General features: G+C 63.9%; 18 protein-coding genes. 17 read left to right on the plus strand and 1 reads right to left on the minus strand.

The genetic code is table 11. The features are described 5' to 3' along the window. Positions 1–101: 101 nt before the first annotated feature. The gene (locus tag LPW11_RS13790; protein ID WP_230994453.1) at positions 102–281 is read right to left on the minus strand and encodes a DUF1328 domain-containing protein; all 180 of its coding nucleotides are present in this window, start codon (positions 279–281) and stop codon (positions 102–104) included. 365 nt (positions 282–646) lie between these two features. Here LPW11_RS13790 and der point away from each other — a divergent pair, with 365 nt between their 5' ends. The 17 genes from der to holA all read left to right on the plus strand — a co-directional run bounded on the left by der (position 647) and on the right by holA (position 19,685). Next, on the plus strand, positions 647–1,969 hold the full coding sequence (gene der / locus LPW11_RS13795; RefSeq protein WP_230994454.1) for a ribosome biogenesis GTPase Der: 1,323 nt from the start codon (positions 647–649) through the stop codon (positions 1,967–1,969). A 79-nt stretch (positions 1,970–2,048) separates the two neighbouring features. After that, positions 2,049–3,785 (plus strand): response regulator, encoded by a 1,737-nt coding sequence (locus tag LPW11_RS13800; protein ID WP_230994455.1) that lies wholly within the window; start codon positions 2,049–2,051, stop codon positions 3,783–3,785. After that, positions 3,782–4,147: a response regulator gene (locus LPW11_RS13805; protein WP_230994456.1), complete on the plus strand. Its 366-nt coding sequence runs from the start codon at positions 3,782–3,784 to the stop codon at positions 4,145–4,147. Before LPW11_RS13800 ends, LPW11_RS13805 begins: the two co-directional genes overlap by 4 nt. Before the next feature lie 50 nt (positions 4,148–4,197). Beyond that, positions 4,198–6,219 (plus strand): chemotaxis protein CheA, encoded by a 2,022-nt coding sequence (locus LPW11_RS13810; RefSeq protein ID WP_230994457.1) that lies wholly within the window; start codon positions 4,198–4,200, stop codon positions 6,217–6,219. Further along, entirely contained in the window at positions 6,219–7,019 is an 801-nt protein-coding gene (locus LPW11_RS13815) for an ExeA family protein (protein ID WP_230994458.1), read from the plus strand. Before LPW11_RS13810 ends, LPW11_RS13815 begins: the two co-directional genes overlap by 1 nt. Positions 7,020–7,115: 96 nt before the next feature. Next, the gene (locus LPW11_RS13820) at positions 7,116–8,066 is read left to right on the plus strand and encodes a chemotaxis protein CheW (RefSeq protein ID WP_230994459.1); all 951 of its coding nucleotides are present in this window, start codon (positions 7,116–7,118) and stop codon (positions 8,064–8,066) included. Between the two features lie 15 nt (positions 8,067–8,081). Next, positions 8,082–8,462 carry a response regulator transcription factor gene (locus LPW11_RS13825; RefSeq protein ID WP_230994460.1) on the plus strand — a complete coding sequence of 127 codons (381 nt, stop codon included), beginning with the start codon at positions 8,082–8,084 and terminating at the stop codon, positions 8,460–8,462. Then, positions 8,459–8,959, plus strand: a complete 501-nt coding sequence (locus LPW11_RS13830) for a chemotaxis protein CheW (protein WP_230994461.1) — start codon at positions 8,459–8,461, stop codon at positions 8,957–8,959. Before LPW11_RS13825 ends, LPW11_RS13830 begins: the two co-directional genes overlap by 4 nt. Positions 8,960–8,962: 3 nt before the next feature. After that, entirely contained in the window at positions 8,963–10,018 is a 1,056-nt protein-coding gene (locus LPW11_RS13835; protein WP_230994462.1) for a response regulator, read from the plus strand. 75 nt (positions 10,019–10,093) lie between these two features. After that, positions 10,094–12,076, plus strand: a complete 1,983-nt coding sequence (locus LPW11_RS13840; RefSeq protein ID WP_230994463.1) for a HEAT repeat domain-containing protein — start codon at positions 10,094–10,096, stop codon at positions 12,074–12,076. Next, positions 12,076–12,939 (plus strand): CheR family methyltransferase, encoded by an 864-nt coding sequence (locus LPW11_RS13845; RefSeq protein ID WP_230998294.1) that lies wholly within the window; start codon positions 12,076–12,078, stop codon positions 12,937–12,939. The genes LPW11_RS13840 and LPW11_RS13845 overlap by 1 nt, the downstream gene beginning before the upstream one ends. Continuing rightward, a complete protein-coding gene (locus LPW11_RS13850; RefSeq protein ID WP_230994464.1) occupies positions 12,936–13,991 on the plus strand; it encodes a protein-glutamate methylesterase/protein-glutamine glutaminase in 1,056 nt (351 codons plus the stop codon). The genes LPW11_RS13845 and LPW11_RS13850 overlap by 4 nt, the downstream gene beginning before the upstream one ends. Positions 13,992–14,105: 114 nt before the next feature. Then, positions 14,106–14,927: a GAF domain-containing protein gene (locus LPW11_RS13855; protein ID WP_230994465.1), complete on the plus strand. Its 822-nt coding sequence runs from the start codon at positions 14,106–14,108 to the stop codon at positions 14,925–14,927. Between the two features lie 25 nt (positions 14,928–14,952). Next, the gene (locus LPW11_RS13860; RefSeq protein ID WP_230998295.1) at positions 14,953–15,330 is read left to right on the plus strand and encodes a response regulator; all 378 of its coding nucleotides are present in this window, start codon (positions 14,953–14,955) and stop codon (positions 15,328–15,330) included. 290 nt (positions 15,331–15,620) lie between these two features. After that, entirely contained in the window at positions 15,621–18,095 is a 2,475-nt protein-coding gene (gene leuS, locus LPW11_RS13865) for a leucine--tRNA ligase (RefSeq protein ID WP_230994466.1), read from the plus strand. Between the two features lie 82 nt (positions 18,096–18,177). Then, positions 18,178–18,681: an LPS assembly lipoprotein LptE gene (lptE, locus tag LPW11_RS13870; protein ID WP_230994467.1), complete on the plus strand. Its 504-nt coding sequence runs from the start codon at positions 18,178–18,180 to the stop codon at positions 18,679–18,681. 5 nt (positions 18,682–18,686) lie between these two features. Further along, on the plus strand, positions 18,687–19,685 hold the full coding sequence (gene holA, locus LPW11_RS13875; protein WP_230994468.1) for a DNA polymerase III subunit delta: 999 nt from the start codon (positions 18,687–18,689) through the stop codon (positions 19,683–19,685). The last annotated feature ends 8 nt before the right edge of the window (positions 19,686–19,693 follow it).

Below are 19,693 nucleotides of genomic sequence, written 5' to 3' on the forward strand. Positions count from 1 at the left end.
AGGGAGGGGGGACCCCGGGGATCGGATTCCCGACTGGACACAAAAAAAGCGGCGTATTTCAGCCGCTTTTATTGTTCAAGCTATTCAGCTTGCTTTGATGGTTAATGGCGAATTAGTTTATTGCCAGCGGTAAGGCCGATGATCAGCATGATCACCGCTACCGCAAGGAAGAGGAAGAAGAGGATTTTGGCAATACCTGCCGCTGCCGAAGCTATACCGGCGAATCCGAATACTGCGGCAATGATCGAGACGATGAAGAATATGAGTGCCCACTTTAACATCTGAGGCTCACCTCCTCACAGTGATTCTTGCTGTGGCTAGGAAAAGTATAGCATAGTCCCATCGGTGAAAACCCTTATAATTCAACCTTTTTCCAATGAGTTCTTTCTGCGCCGCTTCATTGCCTCCCCTCGGCCCGGTCTAAAGGGGAGAGGCACCTTTTAACAAAGGAACCACTCCCCGACGCATCGCCCCCTCTCTCCTTGCCTCTGTCCCATTCGCCCGAGGGGGGGGATGAGGGGCGCCGTCCCCCTTGCGTATTGTGTCGCAAAATGCTACACATACAGGTCGTCTTTACCCCATCTCGCAGAAAATGCTGTGCCGCCGCTAACTTAGCGACGGGTGTCTCAGCCTGGAAAAAACGCAAATGAAACCTATTATCGCCATCGTCGGTCGCCCCAATGTCGGAAAGTCCACCCTCTTCAACAGGCTCGTCGGACGCCGCAAGGCCATGGTCGACGACCGCCCCGGGGTGACCCGCGACAGGAACTACGCCGAAGTCGACCGCTTCGATATCCCCTTCATCCTCGTCGACACCGGCGGCTTCGAGCCGGAGACGGAGGACCGCCTGCTGCAGCAGATGCGCGAGCAGTCCCTCTTCGCCATGGAGGAGGCGGACCTCATCCTCTTCGTCATGGACGGCCGCGACGGCCTTACCCCCGCCGACCGCGACGTCGTGAAGATGCTGCGCCGCGTCGACAAGCCGATCTTCTACGTCATAAACAAGGTCGACGGCGAAAAGCTGGAAGACGCCGCCGCCGATTTTTACACCCTCGGGATCGACACCATCCACACCATCTCCGCCGAGCACAACCGCGGGGTCGGCGACCTCATGGACGAGGTGCTCACCAAGCTTCCGGCTCCGGGGCGCGATGAGACGGAAGAGGAGATCACGAAGATTGCGGTCGTCGGGCGCCCGAACGTCGGGAAGTCGACCCTGGTGAACCGTCTCCTCGGCTTCGAGCGCGTGGTGGCGAACCCCACCGCAGGCACGACGCGCGACTCCGTCGATACCCGCTTTATGTGCAACAAGAAGCCGTACCTCCTGATCGACACCGCCGGGATCCGGCGCAAGGGGAAGACGACGGAGAAGCTGGAGAAGTACAGCGTCATGGATGCCCTGCGCTCCATCGAGCGCGCCGACGTCGTCCTCATCGTCCTCAATGCCGAGGATGGCGTGACGGAGCAGGACTCGAAGATCGCCGGCTACGCCTACGAGGCGGGACGCGGCTGCATCTTCGTGGTGAACAAGTGGGACACCCTGGCAAAGGACAACAGCTCCATGGGGAAATTCGTGGAGGAGATCAGGCGCAGCTTCAAGTACCTCCCCTTCGCCCCGATCCTCTTCATCTCCGCAAAGACGGGGCAGCGCACAGGGAAGATCATAAGCGAGGTGGACCGCGTCATGGAGCAGTTCTCGCGCCGGGTCTCCACGAGTGAGTTAAACCGCATCTTTTCTCAGGCGACCGATGAGCATCACGCCCCGCTCGACCAGGGGAAGAGGGTGAAGTTTTACTTCTCCACCCAGGTGGCGACGAAGCCCCCTTCATTCGTGATCTTCACCAACCGCCCGGAGGGGATCCACTTCTCCTACGAGAGATACCTCATGAACAAGTTCCGCGAGGCCTTCGGATTCGACGGTACTCCCCTGCGCCTCATGTTCCGCGGCAGGGACAAGAAGGATCGTTAAAAGCTCCTTTACACAAAAGTGGCGATAGTTTAGTATGAGGCCCGTTTCCGGTGGCCATTTCCCCTAAGAGATGTGAGCTATGAGTCTTGTCGGTAATCTGGAAGACCTGGGGCTGGGAGAGATCCTGCAGATCGTCAGCCTGAGCAGGAGATCGGGCGTCCTGTCCCTCATGAGCCGGGGAAGAGAGGCGCGCATCATCTTCCGCACCGGTCAGGTGATCCGGGCAAGCTCCAGCACCTTCCAGCAGAACCTTGGAGAGGTGCTGATCCAGAAGGGGATCATCGATCTCACGATCCTGAAGCGCGCCCTCAGCATCCAGGCCGAGGAAGGGTTCCGGCAGCTCCTCGGGGCGATCATGGTGGAGCGCTTCGGAGTGAGCGCCGACGATGTGGAGGCGGTGGCCCGGGAGCAGATCGAAAACGTGGTCTATTCCCTTTTCGCCTGGGCGGAAGGGACCTTCGAATTCGAGCTCCAGGAGATCGCGGAGGGGGAGCCCCACCACACGGACTCCGTGCAGTTCATGCTGCAGCAGGGGCTAAACCCGCAGTTCCTCGCCATGGAAGGGTCCCGCATCATCGACGAGAGGCGCCATCGCGGCGAGATCGACGACGACATCCTCGAGCCGGAACCCCAGCCGGAATCCCCTCCCGCACCAACGACCCATTCCCCCTTTGAAGCAGCCGGGACGGCGCACTTCGAGACGGCGCCCGCCGCTATCTCCGACCACGCTGCGGGGAGCGTTCCCTCCCACGTACTGCAGGTCCCGAGCGGGAGCGGCCAGCCCCTTGTCCTGGTGGACGACGACCCCGCGACACTGGAGGCGCTCGCTCCGCTCCTCGAGGAGGAAGGGTACCGGGTCTTCCCGCTGGAGCGCAGCGAGGATGCCCTGATCCGGGTCGACACCCTGTACCGCGAGGGGACCCCTCCCGCGCTCGTTCTCGACCTCATCATGCCGCGCATGGACGGCACCGGTATTCTCGGCGGGCTGGAGCTGATGGAGCTCGTGCGCTGCAACTTCCCGGAGCTGCGCATCCTCGCCCTCACCGACTTCCCGAACGAAGACGCCGAGCGTCGCGCCCGCGGTATGGGTGTCTCCGTTCTGCAGAAGCCCTCTCCGTCCCAGATAGCCTGGGAGGCCGCCGCCTTCGCCCCCGCCGTGGTGCAGGGGCTCGGCCAGGCGCAGGGGGTAGGTGTCGATAAGAGCAGCGGCGGCCGGGTGAACATCGGAGATGAGCTCCGCCTGGAGCTCGGCGAGGAGCCGGCCCTTCCGGTGCCGCATATGGCGAACAGCACCGGGATCTCGCAGCTGCGCGGCATGCTGGAGGAGCTGAACAATCCGTCGCTGGGGGGCGGGATCATCCTCCTCGTTTTGCGCTTTGCCGCCGAGTTCGTGGACCGCGCCCTTATCCTCCTGGTGAAGCGCGACGAGATCCGGGGGCTCGGGCAGTTCGGCATGGATGACAGCGCCGGCGACGCCGATGCGCGCGTGCGCAGCCTGCGCATCCCGAGAAACGAGGCGTCCCCCTTCACCCAGGTCATCGAGACCCAGTTTGCGGTGCGCGGGCGCCTGGACGACTCGCGCTGGAGCGACTACCTCGTGCGCCAGCTCGGGGGGGAGCGCCCGACTGAATTTTTCGCCGGTCCCATAGTAAGCGAAGGGAAGGTGGTGGCGCTTCTGTACGGCGACAACCTCCCGAAGAGCGGTCCGATCAGGGACACCGACTCCCTGGAGATATTCCTGAGCCAGGCGGGGATCGCCATGGAGAAGGCGCTTTTGCAGCGCAGGCTGCAGGAAAAGGCGCGGGAGGAGCTGTGAAGAAGATCCTTATTGCCGAAGATTCGCCGACGATGCGTTCGATGCTCGTCTCCACCATAGACGCCCTGGAGCGCTTCACGGTGGTGGAGGCCGCGAGCGGCTTCGAGGCGCTGCGGCTCCTGCCGCGGCAGCAGGTCGATCTCATCATCACCGACATCAACATGCCCGACATAAACGGGCTCGAACTGATAAGCTACGTGCGCAACAACCCGAACTACCAGCTGATCCCCCTCTTTATCGTCTCCACCGAGAGCGGCGACCGCGATCTGGAGAAGGGGCTTGCTCTGGGAGCCGACGAATACCTGGTGAAACCGTTTGACCCGGAGAAGCTGCAGCATCTGATCTGCAAGTATCTCGACTAGGAATACCGCGAGGGGGCGCGGACGGAAGGGCCGTCCGCACAGTGTGTTTTATGAGCGTTGAAGAAAACGCAGGGAAGGCTTTAAAAGATTTTCTCGCCGAGGCAGAAGAGGTTCTCGATCAGCTGAGCGTCGATCTGGTATCGCTCTCCGACTGCGCCGACGGCGGGGAGTGCAGCCCCGAGCTCATCAATTCCGTCTTCCGCGCCGCCCACTCGCTGAAGGGGCTCGCCGGGATGTTCGGTTTCTCCGACATCTCCGAGCTCTCCCACAACCTGGAAAACCTCCTCGACGCCCTGCGCCTTGGGCGCACCGAACTGAACCACCAGATGGTGGGGGCGCTCTTTGAAGCGCTGGAGCTTCTGGGCTCCCTCCTGCAAAGCGCAGGGGACCCGGAGGCCCCCCGCCCCGACCTCTCGAAGACAATCTCCCGCATCAACGCATGCCTGGAAAAAAACGAGGCGGCCGCTCCGGCCTCGCCGCTTGCGGTCCTCGGCCTCCCTGAGCGGGTCCTCTCCTCCATGACGGAGTACGAGGAGCACCGGCTCCTGGAGAATGTGAAGCGCGGGCGCCGGGTCTTTTCGGTGCGCGTCTCGCTCCTGCTGACGAGCTTCGACTCCGATCTCATGGAGCTCACCGAGCAGCTCAAGAAGGTCGGCGAGGTCATCAGCACCCTCCCGTCCGCCGGTGGGGACCTCTCCGTCGGGATCGACTTCGAGATCCTCTTCGGGACCGACCTCGCGGAGCAGGAACTTCTCCCCCTCATCGAGCGGGACCGCCTCACCCTGACCCTTCTCGGCTCGCAGAGCGGCGCGCCGGTCGCAGCAGTTCCCGCCGAGGCGGAGGAAGAGATATCGCTTCCCCCGGAGGCGACCGTCACCGCAAAGAGCATGAGCCGCACGGTGCGCGTCGATATCGGGAAGCTGGACAGCCTGATGAACATCGTGGGGGAGCTCGTCCTCTCTCACTCGGTCATCAACGAGCTCGCCAGCCGCCTGCGCCGCGACGGGCTGATCGCCCCCTCCATCGAGCTCGGCAAGGCGGCGAAGGGGCTGGAGAAGAAGCTCTCCGAGCTGCAGAAGGGGGTCATGGAAATAAGGATGATCCCGGTCGGGCAGCTCTTCGAAAAGATGAGCCGCATCGTCAGGAAGATCTCCCGCGAGCAGGAGAAGCAGGTCGACCTGAAGCTCTTCGGCTCCGAGACAGAGCTCGACAAGCTCATCATCGAGGAGATCGCCGACCCGGTCATGCACATCGTGCGCAACTCCATCGACCACGGTATCGAGAGCCCCGCGGCACGCAGCGCCGCCGGGAAGAAGGAGCGCGGCACGATCACCCTTTCCTCCTTCCAGAAGGGGAATCACGTCGTGATCCAGGTCGAGGACGACGGGAAGGGGATCGACGTGCAGAGGGTGAAGGAAAAGGCGGTGGCGCTCGGCGTCATCTCCGACCCTTCCCAGGTCACCGACCGCGAGGCGCTCGACTTCATATTCCTCCCCGGCTTCTCCACCTCCGAGGGGGTGAGCGAGATCTCCGGGCGCGGCGTCGGGATGGACGTGGTGCGCACCAATATCGGTGCCCTCTCCGGCCTCATCGACATCGACAGCCGCCCCGGGAAGGGGACCGTCGTCTCCATCACCCTTCCGATCACCCTTGCCATCATCAAGGCGCTCATCGTGGCGACCTCCGGGCGCACCTACGCACTCCCCATCGCCTCCGTGCTGGAGAGCATCATGGTGGAGGCGGGTGAGGTCGGCACGGTGGAGCGGAAAGAAGTCATCCAGCTGCGCGATCACACCCTGCCGCTGCTGCGCCTCGGCGAGCTCTTCCAGCTGAAGGGGGGCGCACCGAGCGGCGACAGCTTCTACGTCGTGGTCGTGGGGGTCGCGGAGAAGCGGCTCGGCATCGTGGTGGACGACATCATGGGGCAGCAGGACATCGTCATCAAGTCGATCGGGGAAACCTTCTCCGGCTTCAAGGGGATTGCCGGCGCGGCGGACCTCGGCGACCAGCGCACCATCCTCGTCCTCGACGTTGCCGGAATAATCAACGAGGCCACGCGAGGGGGCGCCTGATGTACAAGGCGTTTTACGGGCTCGGCGAAAAGCCGTTCAGCAAGACCCCGGACCCGCGCTTTCTGTACATGAGCTCGGGACACCGCGAGGCGCTCGCCCGCCTGGAGTACGCCGTGGAGGAGAGCGAGCACGCCCTTCTGACCGGCGATGTCGGCTGCGGGAAAACGATGCTGTCGCGCGCCCTGATGGACCGCATGGGGAGCCGCTACCACTTCCTCTTCGTGTTCAACCCGCGCCTCAACGCCCTGGAGCTTTTGCGGGTAATCGCCGCCGGACTCGGCATCTCCCCGGCGCCGCAGGGGAAGGACCTCCTCCTTGCGGAGATCACCAGCTGCCTCTACGGGCTGCACGCGGCGGGGAAGATCCCGGTCGTGGTGATCGACGAGGCGCAGCTCATTCCGGACCGGGAGCTCTTCGAGGAGATACGGCTTCTCACCAACTTTCAGCTGGACCAGAGAAACCTCCTGAGCGTCATCCTCATGGGGCAGCCGGAGCTGAGGGAGATGCTCTCCCTCCCGGTGTACGAGCCGTTCAGGCAGCGGATCTCGCTCTTTTACCATCTCCTCCCCCTCTCCCTGGAAGAGACGCTGGAGTACCTGGACTTCCGTATCGTCGCTGCAGGGGGGGAGGCCGGGCTCTTTTCGCCGGACGCGGTGCACCGGATCTACGAGCTGACGGGGGGGGTGCCGCGAAAGATCAACGCGGTCGCCACCAACGCCCTCCTGATCGGCTTTGGGAAGGATTCCTCCTGGATCGACAGCTCCATCGTGGAGGACGCGGCACTGGAGATGTTCTCCTGAGAAGGCGGCTGCACAGAGCTCCGGACAAAATAAGGAAAGACACGGTGCCGGCAGAGCCGGTGCCGCCGGCAGCAAGACAAAAGGTATAGGTTTCCCATGAACCTCGCGGAAATAAGAAAGAAAGCGCAACAGCAGGAGGCACCCCGGCCGGGGTGGGAGGAGGTAACACCCGCCGCCGCGGCGCCGTCGGAACCGGTAGTGGAATTGGTCCCCGTTTCCTTCCGGGAAGCCCCCTTCGCTGCGCCTCCGGCGCCGGAGGATATGGAGGAGACGTTCCCGCAGCCGGTCGTGGAATGTGCGCTGGACGAGGATCTCCGGGGGGACGAGGAGGAGATCGACGGCGACATGCAGTGGCCGACAGCTGCGCTCCCCCAGGAAAGTCTGCTGGAAATCGTCGACGATGTGCTGCAGGAGGCCGCGGTGCAGGAAGAGGCCCCGGCTGCAAGCGAGGCTCCCGCCCCTGCGCCAAAGCCTGCCGCCGTGCAAAAAGCGGCTCCCGCGCCGGTGGCGGCGCAGGGGGCTCCTGCCCCCTTTGATCCTCTCTCCGCGATCCTCAAAGGACGTGAAGAGGCCACTGCCGGGGAGGGTGCCGGCGTGGCGGTGGAGGAAGAGAGCGCGGTTTCCGTCGAGCTCCTCTGCTTCAAGGTGGCGCAGGAGGAGTACGCCATCAGCATCATGGACGTAAAGGAGATCATCAAGCCGCGCGAGCTCACCGAGGTGCCGCGCACCCCCCCCTTTGTGGGAGGGGTCCTGTCGCTGCGCGGCATGATCATCCCGGTCTTCGACCTCCGGGTGCGGCTCGGTCTCTCCCTCCACGAGCGCTCGCCGCGCGAGCGGATCGTGGTGGTGAAGAGGGAGCGCGGCTTCTGCGGAGTGCTGGTGGACCAGGTGGTCCAGGTGGTGCGTCTCCCCCTGGCGGGGTTTGAGCCGCCGCCGCTCGTCCTCGAGGGGATCGACCGCGACTTCGTGCAGGGGATCGGCCGTGTCGACGGGCGCATGCTCATCCTTCTGGACATGGAAAAAGTGCTGGATGTCACCCTTTCCTAGCTGGGCGGAGGCAGGATGAGGAAGAACAGGATACTGGTGGTCGAGGACGAGGAGAGCCTCCTCAAGCTGGAGAGCATTCTCTTTACCTCCAAGGGGTACCTCGTCACCGGGGTGATGGACGGCAAGAGCGCCCTCGAGGAGGTCGCGCTGAACCGGCCGGACCTGATCGTGCTGGACGTCATGCTCCCCGGTCTGGACGGATTCGAGGTGTGCCGGGCCGTGAAGGGGAATCCGGAGACGGCTTCCATTCCGGTGGTGATGCTCACCGCAAAGAAGGGTGCCCAGGACCTGGAACGGGGACGGAGCGTGGGGGCGGATGCCTACATTACGAAGCCGTTCAAGTCGGTAAAGGTACTAGAGGTGATCGAAGGGCTTCTGGAGAACGCGCCGCAGTGACAGATATCGCGACAAACAACGAGATGCACGACATCCAGCTCGCCTGCGTGACGGTGGCCGACGGCCTCTACGCCGTGGATATCATGCGCATCAAGGAGATCATCAGGCTCCCCCGGCTTGCACCGCTCCCCGGCGCGCTCCCCTTTGTGGAGGGGGTGATCAACCTGCGCGGCGAGGTCATCACCGTCGTCGATCTCAGAAAGCGCCTCGGGCTTCCCCCACTGGAGGCGATGGACCAGGCGCGACTCCTCATCCTCTCCCTTCCCGGGCAGCGCATGGGACTCATCGTCGACGAGGTGCGGGAGATGATCACGGTGGCGGTGCGCGACCTGAAGCCCCCCCCGAAAGGGCGCGGCGTGGCATCCGAGCACCTCCTCGGGCTCTGCCTGGTAGGGGAGACGCCGGTGCTTCTCCTCGATATCGACTCACTGCTCACATTTGCCGACCACCCCTCCGGCACCGTCCCCGCCTCCGGGGATAGCAACGAAAGGCCGTAACGCATGTTGATCACCTGTCCGAACTGCAAGAAAACATCGTCTCTGGCACCGAAGGGGGACGCTCTCGCCGTAAAGGTGCGCTGCGCGAACTGCCGCGCGATCTTCCGCGTCGTGCGCAAGGGGACACCCCCCCCCGCCCCGGCTGCACCCGTCGCCGAGGGAGCACCCGTCGCTCCGGCAGCACCGGTGGCACCCGTTGCCCCGGCAGCAAGCCCCCTTACCAGCGCCCCCCCCCCGATCGCGTCCCCTCCCTTTCAAGGGGAGGGACAGGGTGGGGATGGGGTTGAGGCGGCACCCGCTTCGGTGCAGGGTGCCGCGCCCGGCACCATCCGCATCGTGGTGGCGAACGAAAGCCGCCCCTTCTGCGAGGCGATCCAGAAGCTCCTGGCGGCCGAGCCGTTCGAGGTGCACGTCTCCAACGACGGGGCGGAAGCCCTTGCCCTGGTGCAGAAGCTCGTCCCGCAGGTGCTCCTCCTCGACGTGGCACTCCCGGGAATGCTCGGCTTCGAGGTGTGCGACCGGGTGCGCCAGGATCCCGCCCTCTCCGGCGTAAAGATCGTGCTGGTCGCCTCCATCTACGACAAGACCCGCTACAAGAGGTCCCCGAACTCCCTGTACGGGGCGGACGATTACATCGAGAAGCACCACATCCCCGATTCACTGGTGCCGATGATCTACCGTCTCAGCGGCACCGGTCCGACGGAGATGACCTCCCCCTCCATCCAGGAGCTTGCCGTCCAGGACCGGGCGCGCCTCGAGCTGCGCCAGTTCGAGGTACGCGAGACCTCGCTCCCCCCGCGCGTGGAAGTGCCGGAGGCGGAAAAGAAGGCACGCCGCCTCGCCCGCATCATCGTCTCCGACATCGCGCTGTACAACCAGGCGAAGGTGGAGCAAGGGGTGCGCGAAGGGAGCTTCTACACCCTTCTCGCGGACGACATCCGGGAAGGGGAGCGCCTCTACGAGCAGCGCGTGCCGGAAGGGGTGAGGGCGAGGACCTCATACCTGGAGGAGGCGTTCGAGACGCTTATCAAGCAGAAGAAAGGGGAGTTGCAGCTGTAGTGCTGCAGTCGCCAGTCGGGCCGCAGGACGGGCCGCGAAGGAAATCTTCAAAGGATGCCGATGGCTTTGCAGGAAATGACAGAAAGACTCAACGCCGCTGACGAGGAAGTGCGCAGGGGGGCGGTGGCCGAGCTCGCGAGACACCCTCTCTCCCATGCGCTCCCCCTGATCTTCCAGGCGATGGGAGACGTGAGCTGGCGGGTGCGCAAGGAGGCGGTTGAGGCGCTCTTTCTCGGCGAGGAGCCGGGGCTGGAGGCTGTCGACGGCCTCATCGCGCTCTTGCGCTCCTCCGACAACGCCGGCCTGCGCAACTGCGCGGTGGAGTCTCTGGAGCGTCTCGGCACGATCGCCGTGGAGCCGTTGTGCCGCCACCTGAACGACCGCGACCCGGACCTGCGCAAGTTCGTCATCGACATCCTCGGCAGCATCGGCTCGCCGAGCTGCCTCCCCCTTCTGGTGCAGGCGATGGACGACCCGGACCCGAACGTCTCTGTGGGGGCGGTGGAGAACCTGGGGAAGCTGAAGGACCCCCGTGCCGTGCCGTATCTGGTGGAAGCTCTGCGAAACGGGGACCTGTGGCTCAAGTTCACCGTTCTTGATGCGCTCACCGCCATCGGGATGCCGGTCCCTCTGGAGATCCTCGCTCCCCTGGTGCACGAGACGCTCCTGAAGCGCGCCATTTTCGAGTGCCTCGGGGTGGTGGGGGATGCAGATGCGGCTCCTCTCCTCATAGAGGGGGTGCAGCAGGGACCGCGCAACGCCCGCGAAGCCGCCGCCGTGGGGCTCATGCGACTGCGCGGCAGGCTCGCCGCGGAGGTTGCCAACGACGCTATAGACGCCCCCCTCGCCGCGCTCAAAGGGGGCTCGCAGGTGGAGGGGATCCTTTCCGCACTGGAGGGGGCGGAGGATCAGGAAGCGCTGGTAGAGATCCTCGGCCTTATCGGCGACGAGCGCTGCGTTTCGCGGCTCGTCCCGCTGGCCGGCAAAGAGAAGGTCCGCGCCGCTTCCTTGCGGGCGTTGCGCCGGGTCGGGAGCGCCGCGCTCCCGAAGCTCACCACTCTTTTCCCCGAGGGGTCGTCGGAGGAGAGGTCGGTGATAGCCTATCTCTTCGGCGAGCTCGAGCTGCATCAGACGGTACCCCTTCTCCTGGTCGCCCTGGACGACGGGAGCCCGCTGGTCAAAGCCTCGTGCCTCGCCTCGCTAGGGAGGCTGCACCCCGAGGGGGGCGCGCGCAAGGTGGCGCGCCTTCTGAACGATCCTGATCCGGAGGTGCGTGCGGGGGCGCTGGAGGCGCTGCACGGCTTCATCGGAAGTGAAGACGGGGAGCTTTCCCTTATCTGCCAGGAGCTTGCCGGCTCCGGCGAGAGTTCACGGCGTCGCGACGCCTGCCGACTCCTGGCAAGGCTCGGGGATGCGGAGCGCCTCTCGCGGCTCGCGAAGGACGAAGACCCGGAGGTGCGCCGCGCGGCCCTTGCCGCCATAGGGAAGGGGCGCCTCTCGGAGGGGACCGCCATCCTTGTCATGGGGCTCATGGACGAGGAACCGGAGGTGCGGGCCGCCGCTGCCGCCGCTCTCGGCGAGGCGGGAGGGGCGCAGGGGGTGGAGGCGCTCATCCTCTCCCTCACAGACCCCGACCCGTGGGTGCAGTCCGCCTGCCTTAAGGCACTCGCCGCCCTGGCGGACCCGGCGGCACTCCCTGCCGTCACTGCGACCGCACGAAGCGCACGCGGCCTTCCCCTGATCCAGGCGCTGAAGACCGTTGCCGCGATAGCCGGGGAGAATGGGCTCGGAGTCGTCGAGGAGGCGCTTGCCGATGCCGATGAGGAGGTCGTGGAGGCCGCCCTGGAGATTCTCTGCGCCGGTGACGGCTCCTGGATCCCGCGCTACCAGGAGATACTGACCGGGCACCCGCACTGGGGGGTGAGGCGTGCCTTCTTCAGGGCGGTGGCGCAACTCATGGGGGTGGAGGCGGTCCCGGTCCTTCGCGAGGCGTACGCGGCGGAGTCCGATTCGCTGGTGAAGGGAGAGCTGGAGAAGCTCCTGGGAAGGGTGTCGTGATCTCCTTCTTCGAGCCATCCCTCCCACTCGCCGAGGAGGAGTTCCGCCTGATCCGGGACCTCATCCACCAGCACTGCGGGCTCTACTTCGACTCCGACAGCAAGTACCTGCTGGAAAAGCGCCTCTTCCAGAGGGTGAACCTGCGCAACCTCTCGGACTTTCGCGAGTATTACCAGTTTTTGAAGTACGACCGGAAAAAGGACGAGGAGCTGTCCGACATCATGGACCTCCTCACCACGAACGAGACGTACTTCTTCAGGGAGTCTTTCCAGCTGAAGGCATTCACCGACGAGATCCTCCCGGAGCTCGCCCAGACCCGCAAGGGGGACCGCACCCTGCGCATCTGGAGCGCCGGCTGCTCCACGGGGGAAGAGCCGTACACCATCGCCATGCTGATCCTGGAGAGCGACCTCTTCAAGGGGTGGCGGGTGGAAGTGGTCGGGACCGACATCAGCCAGAGAGTCGTGCAGCAGGCCCGCAAGGGGGTCTACGGGAAGTCCGCCTTCCGCTGCACCCCCGATGGCTACCAGAGTCGCTTCTTCACCGAGACGGAAGGGGGGATGCGCATCAGCGACGAGGTGAGGTCGCTGGTCACCATAAGCCACCTGAACCTTTTCGACGAGCACCGGCTGGCGCTCCTCGGGAAGATGGATCTCATATTCTGCCGCAACGTGATCATCTACTTCGATCTCGCCGCGAAGAAGCGGGTAATCGAGCGCTTCTACCAGGCGCTGCGTCCGGGGGGGTACCTGCTTCTCGGTCATTCCGAATCTCTGATGAACATATCCACGGCGTTTGCCTTGCGTCACCTGAAAAACGACATGGTGTACCAGAAGGTGGCGCTGCCGGGAGTGACCTTTTGAAAAAGATTCGGGTGGTGGTAGTTGATGACTCGGCGTACAATCGCCGGGCCATCACCAAAATGCTGGAGGCGTTGCCGGAAGTCGAGGTGGTAGGATACGCCACCAACGGGGAGGAGGGGATCCGCAGGGTCATCGATCTCACCCCCGACCTGGTGACGCTCGATCTGGAGATGCCGCGGATGGACGGCTTCACCATGCTGCGCATCCTCATGGCGACGACACCCGTTCCGACGATCGTGATAAGCTCCTCCTCCGGGGACGAGCGCGTCTTCAAGGCGCTCGAGCTCGGCGCGCTCGATTTTATCGCGAAGCCGACCACCGTTATCTCCGACGAGCTCCTGAAGATCCAGGAGGACCTGCATCAGAAGGTCCAGGGGGTATTCAAGCTCAACCGCGAGAGGCTCCCGGCGAGGGCGGAGCAGAAGCCCGCGCCTGTGGCCGTGACGATTCCGCCGCGCACCGAGGTGCAGCCCGCGCTGGACATTGTGGCGATCGCCTCCTCCACCGGAGGCCCTCCGGCCCTGCAGCGGATCTTCGGAGCGTTCACCGAGCGCCTCCCCTTCGCGGTGGTGGTGTCACAGCACATGCCGGCGGGATTCACGAAGACCTTTGCGGAGAGGCTGAACCGCAGCTGCGGCTTCGAGGTTCTGGAGGCGCGCGACGGTGACGTGGTCGCTCCCGGCAGGATCCTCATCGCGCCGGGGGGGAAGAACCTCCTCTTCACCGAGATCGACGGCAAGGTCATGGCCCGGATCGTCCAGCCGGCGCCGAGCGACCGCTTCATCCCTTCCGCTGATGCCATGTTCTCCTCCTGTGCCCGCATCTACGGCGCCCGCATGCTGGCGGTCGTGCTGACGGGGATGGGGAATGACGGCTCCAAAGGGGTGCGCGAGGCGAAGTCCTCGGGCGCGCAGGTCATCGTGGAGTCTGAGGAGTCGTCGGTGGTATTCGGCATGCCGCGCGAGGCGATCGCCACCGGTCTGGTGGACAAGGTCCTCCCGCTGGACGGGATGGCCCGCGAGATAGTGCAGCGCTGCTGCCAGAAGGGGTGAGGGAGCCCCGCAACTGATGCTTTTTCCACCTTTTTCCCGGGTCTTTAGGGAAAGCCGGTGGTAAGATCTTCTTTTTTTGTTTCCGTTTCTGATTTTCCTTTTCCGGGGTGCTCAATGCAGAAGGATGACGATAAGCTGGTCCACAACAGGGGCGAGGAGTTCCTGCAGGTATTCAAGAAGGGCGCCGAATTCACCCAGGAGCTGTTGCGCGAAAACGAGCGTCTGCGCTACCGGCTGCTGGAGCTCGAGAAGGGGCAGAGCCTCGCGGCGATAGCGCCGGACAGCCCGGAGGCGCAGAGGCTTTCGGCGCGGATCGAGGAGCTGGAGCGGGAAAAGGCGGAGATCCTCGACCGCATCCGGCAGGTCGAGGCCGAGAACCAGGACTTCGCCAACCGCTACCTGGAGATCGAGTACGAGAACAACAACCTGGCGAACCTCTACATCGCGAGCTACCAGCTGCACTCCACTCTCGACTTCAAAGAGGTGCTGCAGATCATCACCGAGATCATCATCAACCTGATCGGTGCCGAAGAGTTCGCCATTCTCCTGCTCGACGAGAAGAGCCACGAACTGCAGGCGGTCTCCACCGAAGGGGTGGAGCGCAGCGAGATCCCCACGGTCAGGATCGGGAAAGGGGTGGTGGGGGAGGTGGCCCGCTCCGGCGAGAGCTACTTCGCCCCCGATGTCACCGTGTACCAGCGCGACTTCACGGAGCCGATGGTGTGCATCCCCCTGAAGATCAAGGATCACGTTATCGGGGTCCTCGCGGTGTACAAGCTGCTGACCCAGAAGACGGAATTCGCGCCGGTCGACTTCGAGCTCTTCACCCTCCTTGCCGGTCACGCGGCGACGGCGATCTTCAGCTCGCGGCTCTACAGCGACTCCGAGCGGAAGCTCTCTACGATCCAGGGATTTATTGACTTATTGACCAAGTAGCGAATATCTGGAGGAATCCGTGCAGATCTCACAATACAATGTTTTGATAGTCGAAGACTCCCCGACGATGAGGCAGCTCATCGCCTTTGCCCTGAAAAGGATCAGGGGGGTCAGGATCGTCGAGGCGAACGATGGCGTCGACGGCCTGAAAAAGCTCTCCTCCGAGCGCTTCGACCTTATCCTCACCGACATCAACATGCCGATCATGGACGGGCTGAAACTGGTGAGCCTCGTGCGCAACGACGCCAACTACCGCTCCATCCCGATCGTGGTGATCACCACGGAGGGGGCGCAGGAGGACCGGGAGCGCGCGCTTTCCCTCGGCGCGAACGACTACATCACGAAGCCGATCCAGCCGACGCGCATCCTCGACGTGGCAAAGACTCTGCTGAAGATCACCTAGAGCCGCACAGTCAGCGGCTCCGGCACGAAGGACTGCAGCACCGCGACGTTCCCAGGCTCCCCGGTCTGGGAACGCTTGCGTGTTGAGGGTGCCGCATCGGGGACGCGACCTTCAGCAGGCAAGGGAGCCGCAGATCTTTAGCAGGCAAGGGAGCCGCAACGTCCCCTCCCTTTCAAGGGGATGGACAGGGTAGGGATGGGGTTCTCCCCGCGAAACGGCGCGAGCGAAGCCGCAATAACATAAAATTCACATTTCCGGGAGCAGATCGCTCCCTCCAGGAGGTACGGTCAATGGAAGAAAGATACATCCCCGCGCGGGTTGAGGATAAGTGGCAGAAAGAGTGGGAAGAGAAGCAGAGCTTCAAGGCGACGGAGGACCCGGGGAAGAAGAAGTATTACCTCCTGGAGATGTTTCCCTACCCCTCCGGGCGCATCCACATGGGACACGTGCGCAACTACTCCATCGGTGACGTCATTGCGCGTTTCAAGAGAATGCAGGGTTTCAACGTCCTCCATCCGATGGGGTGGGACGCCTTCGGCATGCCCGCCGAGAACGCCGCGATCCAGCACAAGAGCCACCCGGCGAAGTGGACCTACGAAAACATCGACTACATGAGGGGACAGCTGAAGAGGCTCGGGCTCTCCTACGACTGGGAGCGGGAGATCGCCACCTGCAACCTCGATTACTACAAGTGGGAGCAGCAGGTCTTCCTGGAGATGTACAGGAAGGGGCTGGCCTACAAGAAGCGCTCCAGCGTCAACTGGTGCCCCAACTGCGAGACGGTCCTTGCCAATGAGCAGGTGGAGGACGGCTGCTGCTGGCGCTGCGACTCCGAGGTCGTGCAGAAGGACCTGGAGCAGTGGTTCTTCCGCATCACCGACTACGCGCAGGAGCTTCTGGACGACACCTTCAAGCTCGACGGCTGGCCGGAGCGCGTCCTCACCATGCAGCGCAACTGGATCGGGCGCAGCGTCGGGTGCGAGATCGACTTCCCCCTCGAAGGGAGCCTGAACAAGATAAAGGTCTTCACTACCCGCCAGGACACCGTCTTTGGCGCGACCTTCATGAGCCTTGCCCCGGAGCACCCCCTGGCGCTGGAGCTGGCGACCCCGGAGCAGCGTCCCCAGGTGGAGGCATTCATCGAGAAGGTGAAGCGCAGCGACCGCCTGAAGAGGGGATCTGAGGACCAGGAAAAGGAAGGGGTATTTACCGGCTCCTACTGCATTAACCCGCTCACCAACCGGCGCATGCCGATCTTCCTCGCCAATTTCGTCCTCATGGAGTACGGCACCGGCGCGGTCATGGCGGTGCCGACCCACGACCAGCGCGACTTCGAGTTCGCCAGGAAGTACGACCTGCCGCTGCAGGTGGTGATCAATCCCTCCGGCGAGACGCTCGCCGCCGAGGGGATGACCGAGGCGTTCACCGCCGACGGAACCATGGTGAACTCCGGCCGCTTTGACGGGATGGCGAACACCGACGCAAAAGAGGCGATCGCCGACTACCTCCAGAAGGAGGGGATCGGGAAGAAGACGGTGAACTTCCGCCTGCGCGACTGGGGTATCTCCCGCCAGCGCTACTGGGGGAATCCGATTCCGGTGATCAACTGCGACCTTTGCGGCATCGTCCCCGTCCCGCCGGAGCAGCTGCCGGTGGTCCTGCCGATGGATGCGGCCTTTACCGGAGAAGGGGGGAACCCGCTTGCGGCTATCCCCGGCTTTGTGAACTGCGAGTGCCCGGTGTGCGGCAAGAGCGCGCGGCGCGAGACCGACACCATGGACACCTTCGTGCAGTCTTCCTGGTACTTCCTGCGCTACTGCTCCCCGAGCTTCACCGCCGGGCCGCTCGACCGCGAGAAGGTGGAGTACTGGATGCCGGTCGACCAGTACATCGGCGGCATCGAGCACGCCGTGCTCCATCTGCTGTACGCGCGCTTCTTCACGAAGGTGATGCGCGACCTCGGCTACTGCAAGGTGGCAGAGCCGTTCGCGAACCTCCTCACCCAGGGGATGGTCATCAAGGACGGCGCGAAGATGAGCAAGTCGAAGGGGAACGTCGTCGACCCCAACGCCCTCATCGAGCGGTACGGCGCCGACACCGCGCGCCTCTTCTCCCTCTTCGCGGCACCCCCGGAAAAGGACCTCGACTGGAGCGACCAGGGGGTGGACGGCAGCTACCGCTTCCTGAACCGCGTCTGGCGCCTCGTGTACGACACCCTTCCGTCCTTTGCGGGCGTGGGCGCGCCGCAGGCCGATGCGCTCTCCCCGGAAGGTAAGAACCTGCGCCGCACCGTGCACAAGACGATCCGCAAGGTCACCGAGGACGTCGACGGGCGCTTCCACTTCAATACCGCCATCGCGGCGGTCATGGAGCTGGTGAACGGCATCCAGGCCTTCGAGGCGAAGACGAGCCCTGAGAACGTGCCGGTCGTGAAGGAAGCGGTGGAGTCGGTGGTGCGGCTGCTGGCCCCGTTCGTGCCCCACTTCAGCCAGGAGCTCTGGACCGAGCTCGGTCACGACAATACCCTCGAGGCAGAGGGGTGGCCCGCCTACGACACCGACGCGGTCCAGGACGAGGAGATCACGGTGGTGATCCAGGTGAACGGGAAGCTGCGCGGGAAGGTCAGCGTCGCCCCCGCCGCCACGGAAGAGGAAGTGCGGACCGCCGCCCTTGCCGAGGAGAAGGTGCAGCCCTTCCTTGCCGACAAGACGGTGCGGAAGGTGATCTACGTCCCCGGGAAGCTGGTAAACATCGTCGTTGGGTAAAATGCAAGCGGCACTCCTCCCCCTTCGAAGGGGGAGGGGACCATCGCCTGAGGCCAGGTAGCACAAAGGAGAAGTTCTTACCTTGCGAAAGTTGTTGTCAGCCATTGCCGTCGTCTGCGCCCTGTCGGGGTGCGGCTATCATCCCGTAACGAACGTCGGCGCGCTCTCCGAGGGGAACGGCGTCAACGTCCTCATCTTTGCCAACACCACCTACCGTGGCGGAATGGAAGGTGTACTCGGGCGCGCCATGGTGGATGAACTGGCCCGTCGTACAGGGGGGCGCGTCGTCTCCGCCGAGCAGGCATCCACCGTCCTTTCCGGCACCATCCTCTCCTACGACTCCGGCGCGGTCTCCTACTCCGCCTCCGACACGATCCGCGAATACCGCTCTGCCCTGAGGGTGGAAGCGGTACTGCGCGACGCGAAGACACAGAAGGTGCTCTGGAAGGAGCAGCTGACGGAGACCCAGGTCTATCCGGTGAATCCCAATATCGCCCTCCAGCAAAACGCGGAGGACGCTGCGCTGGAGAGGATCTGCCGCAAGCTCTCCGAAGACGTCTGGCATAGGCTTTCGGAGAGGTTCTAGTACACATGAAGCCGGAAGAATTCGACAGAATGGTGGAAAAGGGGACGCCTGGCCCCCTCTATCTCCTCTACGGTGACGAGCCGTATCTGGTGGAGCGCGCCGTGAAGAAGCTGATGGATCGCGTCGTCGATCCGGGGCTGCGCGACTTCAACCTGGACATCTTCTACGGCAACGAGTGCAAGGGGGCCGAGATCTTCGGCGCCGCGCAGACGCTGCCGACCTTCGCCGAGCGCCGCGTGGTGCTGGTGAAAAAGGGGGGCGACCTGCCGGCGGCGGCGCAGGAGGTCCTTCTGTCGTACCTGCAGGATCCCGCACCGGAGACGTGCCTCATTCTGCAGGCCGACAAGGTCGACGGGCGCAAGAAGTTCTTTGCCGAGTTCAAGAAGAAGGGGGAGGCTGTCGAGTTCAAGCGCCCCTACGAGAACCAGCTCGGCCCCTTCGTGCGCGAGGAGATCCGCGCCGCCGGGAAGAGGATAGACTCCTCCGCCGCGGAGCTTCTGGCGTACCTGGTGGGAAACAACCTGCAGGAGCTCGCGTCGCAGATCGAGAAGCTCGTCGTCTACTGCGGCAAGAAAGAGACGATCGGCGTGGAAGAGGTGAAGGCGATCGTCTCCGACACGAAGGTGGAGAACGTCTTCGAATTCACCGACGCTCTCGGGACGAGGAATGCGGCGAAGGCGCTGCGCATGCTCTCCGGGCTCCTGGCGGACGGTGAGGCGCCGCTGAAGATTCTCGGCGCGGTGGCGAGGCACTTCCGGCAGATCTGGCAGGTACGCTCGGCGCTGCAGCGGAAGGTGCCGCCGGCAGAGCTCGCCAAGGCTTCAGGCGTGGCACCCTTTGCGCTGAACAAGATAAAGGAGCAGGTGCGCAACTTCGGCACCGCCGACCTGCTGCGGATTTTCGAGCAGATGCTGGAGCTCGATCTGGCGTTCAAATCGGGGGGAAAGGCAGAGGCGTTGCTGGAGGGATTCGTCTTTCAGGTCTGCCAGGGGAACAGGGGGTAAAGCTCTCC

Source organism: Geomonas sp. RF6 (assembly GCF_021044625.1).
Taxonomy (GTDB): Bacteria; Desulfobacterota; Desulfuromonadia; order Geobacterales; family Geobacteraceae; genus RF6.

What these genes read in the sequence shown, in the direction of transcription:
- LPW11_RS13825 (WP_230994460.1), top strand. Translation starts at nt 8,082, where the DNA reads ATGAGGAAGAACAGGATACTGGTGGTCGAGGACGAGGAGAGCCTCCTC.
- LPW11_RS13840 (WP_230994463.1), top strand. Translation starts at nt 10,094, where the DNA reads ATGACAGAAAGACTCAACGCCGCTGACGAGGAAGTGCGCAGGGGGGCG.
- LPW11_RS13810 (WP_230994457.1), top strand. Translation starts at nt 4,198, where the DNA reads ATGAGCGTTGAAGAAAACGCAGGGAAGGCTTTAAAAGATTTTCTCGCC.
- LPW11_RS13835 (WP_230994462.1), top strand. Translation starts at nt 8,963, where the DNA reads ATGTTGATCACCTGTCCGAACTGCAAGAAAACATCGTCTCTGGCACCG.
- LPW11_RS13815 (WP_230994458.1), top strand. Translation starts at nt 6,219, where the DNA reads ATGTACAAGGCGTTTTACGGGCTCGGCGAAAAGCCGTTCAGCAAGACC.
- LPW11_RS13790 (WP_230994453.1), bottom strand. Translation starts at nt 281, where the DNA reads ATGTTAAAGTGGGCACTCATATTCTTCATCGTCTCGATCATTGCCGCA.
- LPW11_RS13855 (WP_230994465.1), top strand. Translation starts at nt 14,106, where the DNA reads ATGCAGAAGGATGACGATAAGCTGGTCCACAACAGGGGCGAGGAGTTC.
- LPW11_RS13800 (WP_230994455.1), top strand. Translation starts at nt 2,049, where the DNA reads ATGAGTCTTGTCGGTAATCTGGAAGACCTGGGGCTGGGAGAGATCCTG.
- LPW11_RS13820 (WP_230994459.1), top strand. Translation starts at nt 7,116, where the DNA reads ATGAACCTCGCGGAAATAAGAAAGAAAGCGCAACAGCAGGAGGCACCC.
- leuS (WP_230994466.1), top strand. Translation starts at nt 15,621, where the DNA reads ATGGAAGAAAGATACATCCCCGCGCGGGTTGAGGATAAGTGGCAGAAA.
- holA (WP_230994468.1), top strand. Translation starts at nt 18,687, where the DNA reads ATGAAGCCGGAAGAATTCGACAGAATGGTGGAAAAGGGGACGCCTGGC.
- der (WP_230994454.1), top strand. Translation starts at nt 647, where the DNA reads ATGAAACCTATTATCGCCATCGTCGGTCGCCCCAATGTCGGAAAGTCC.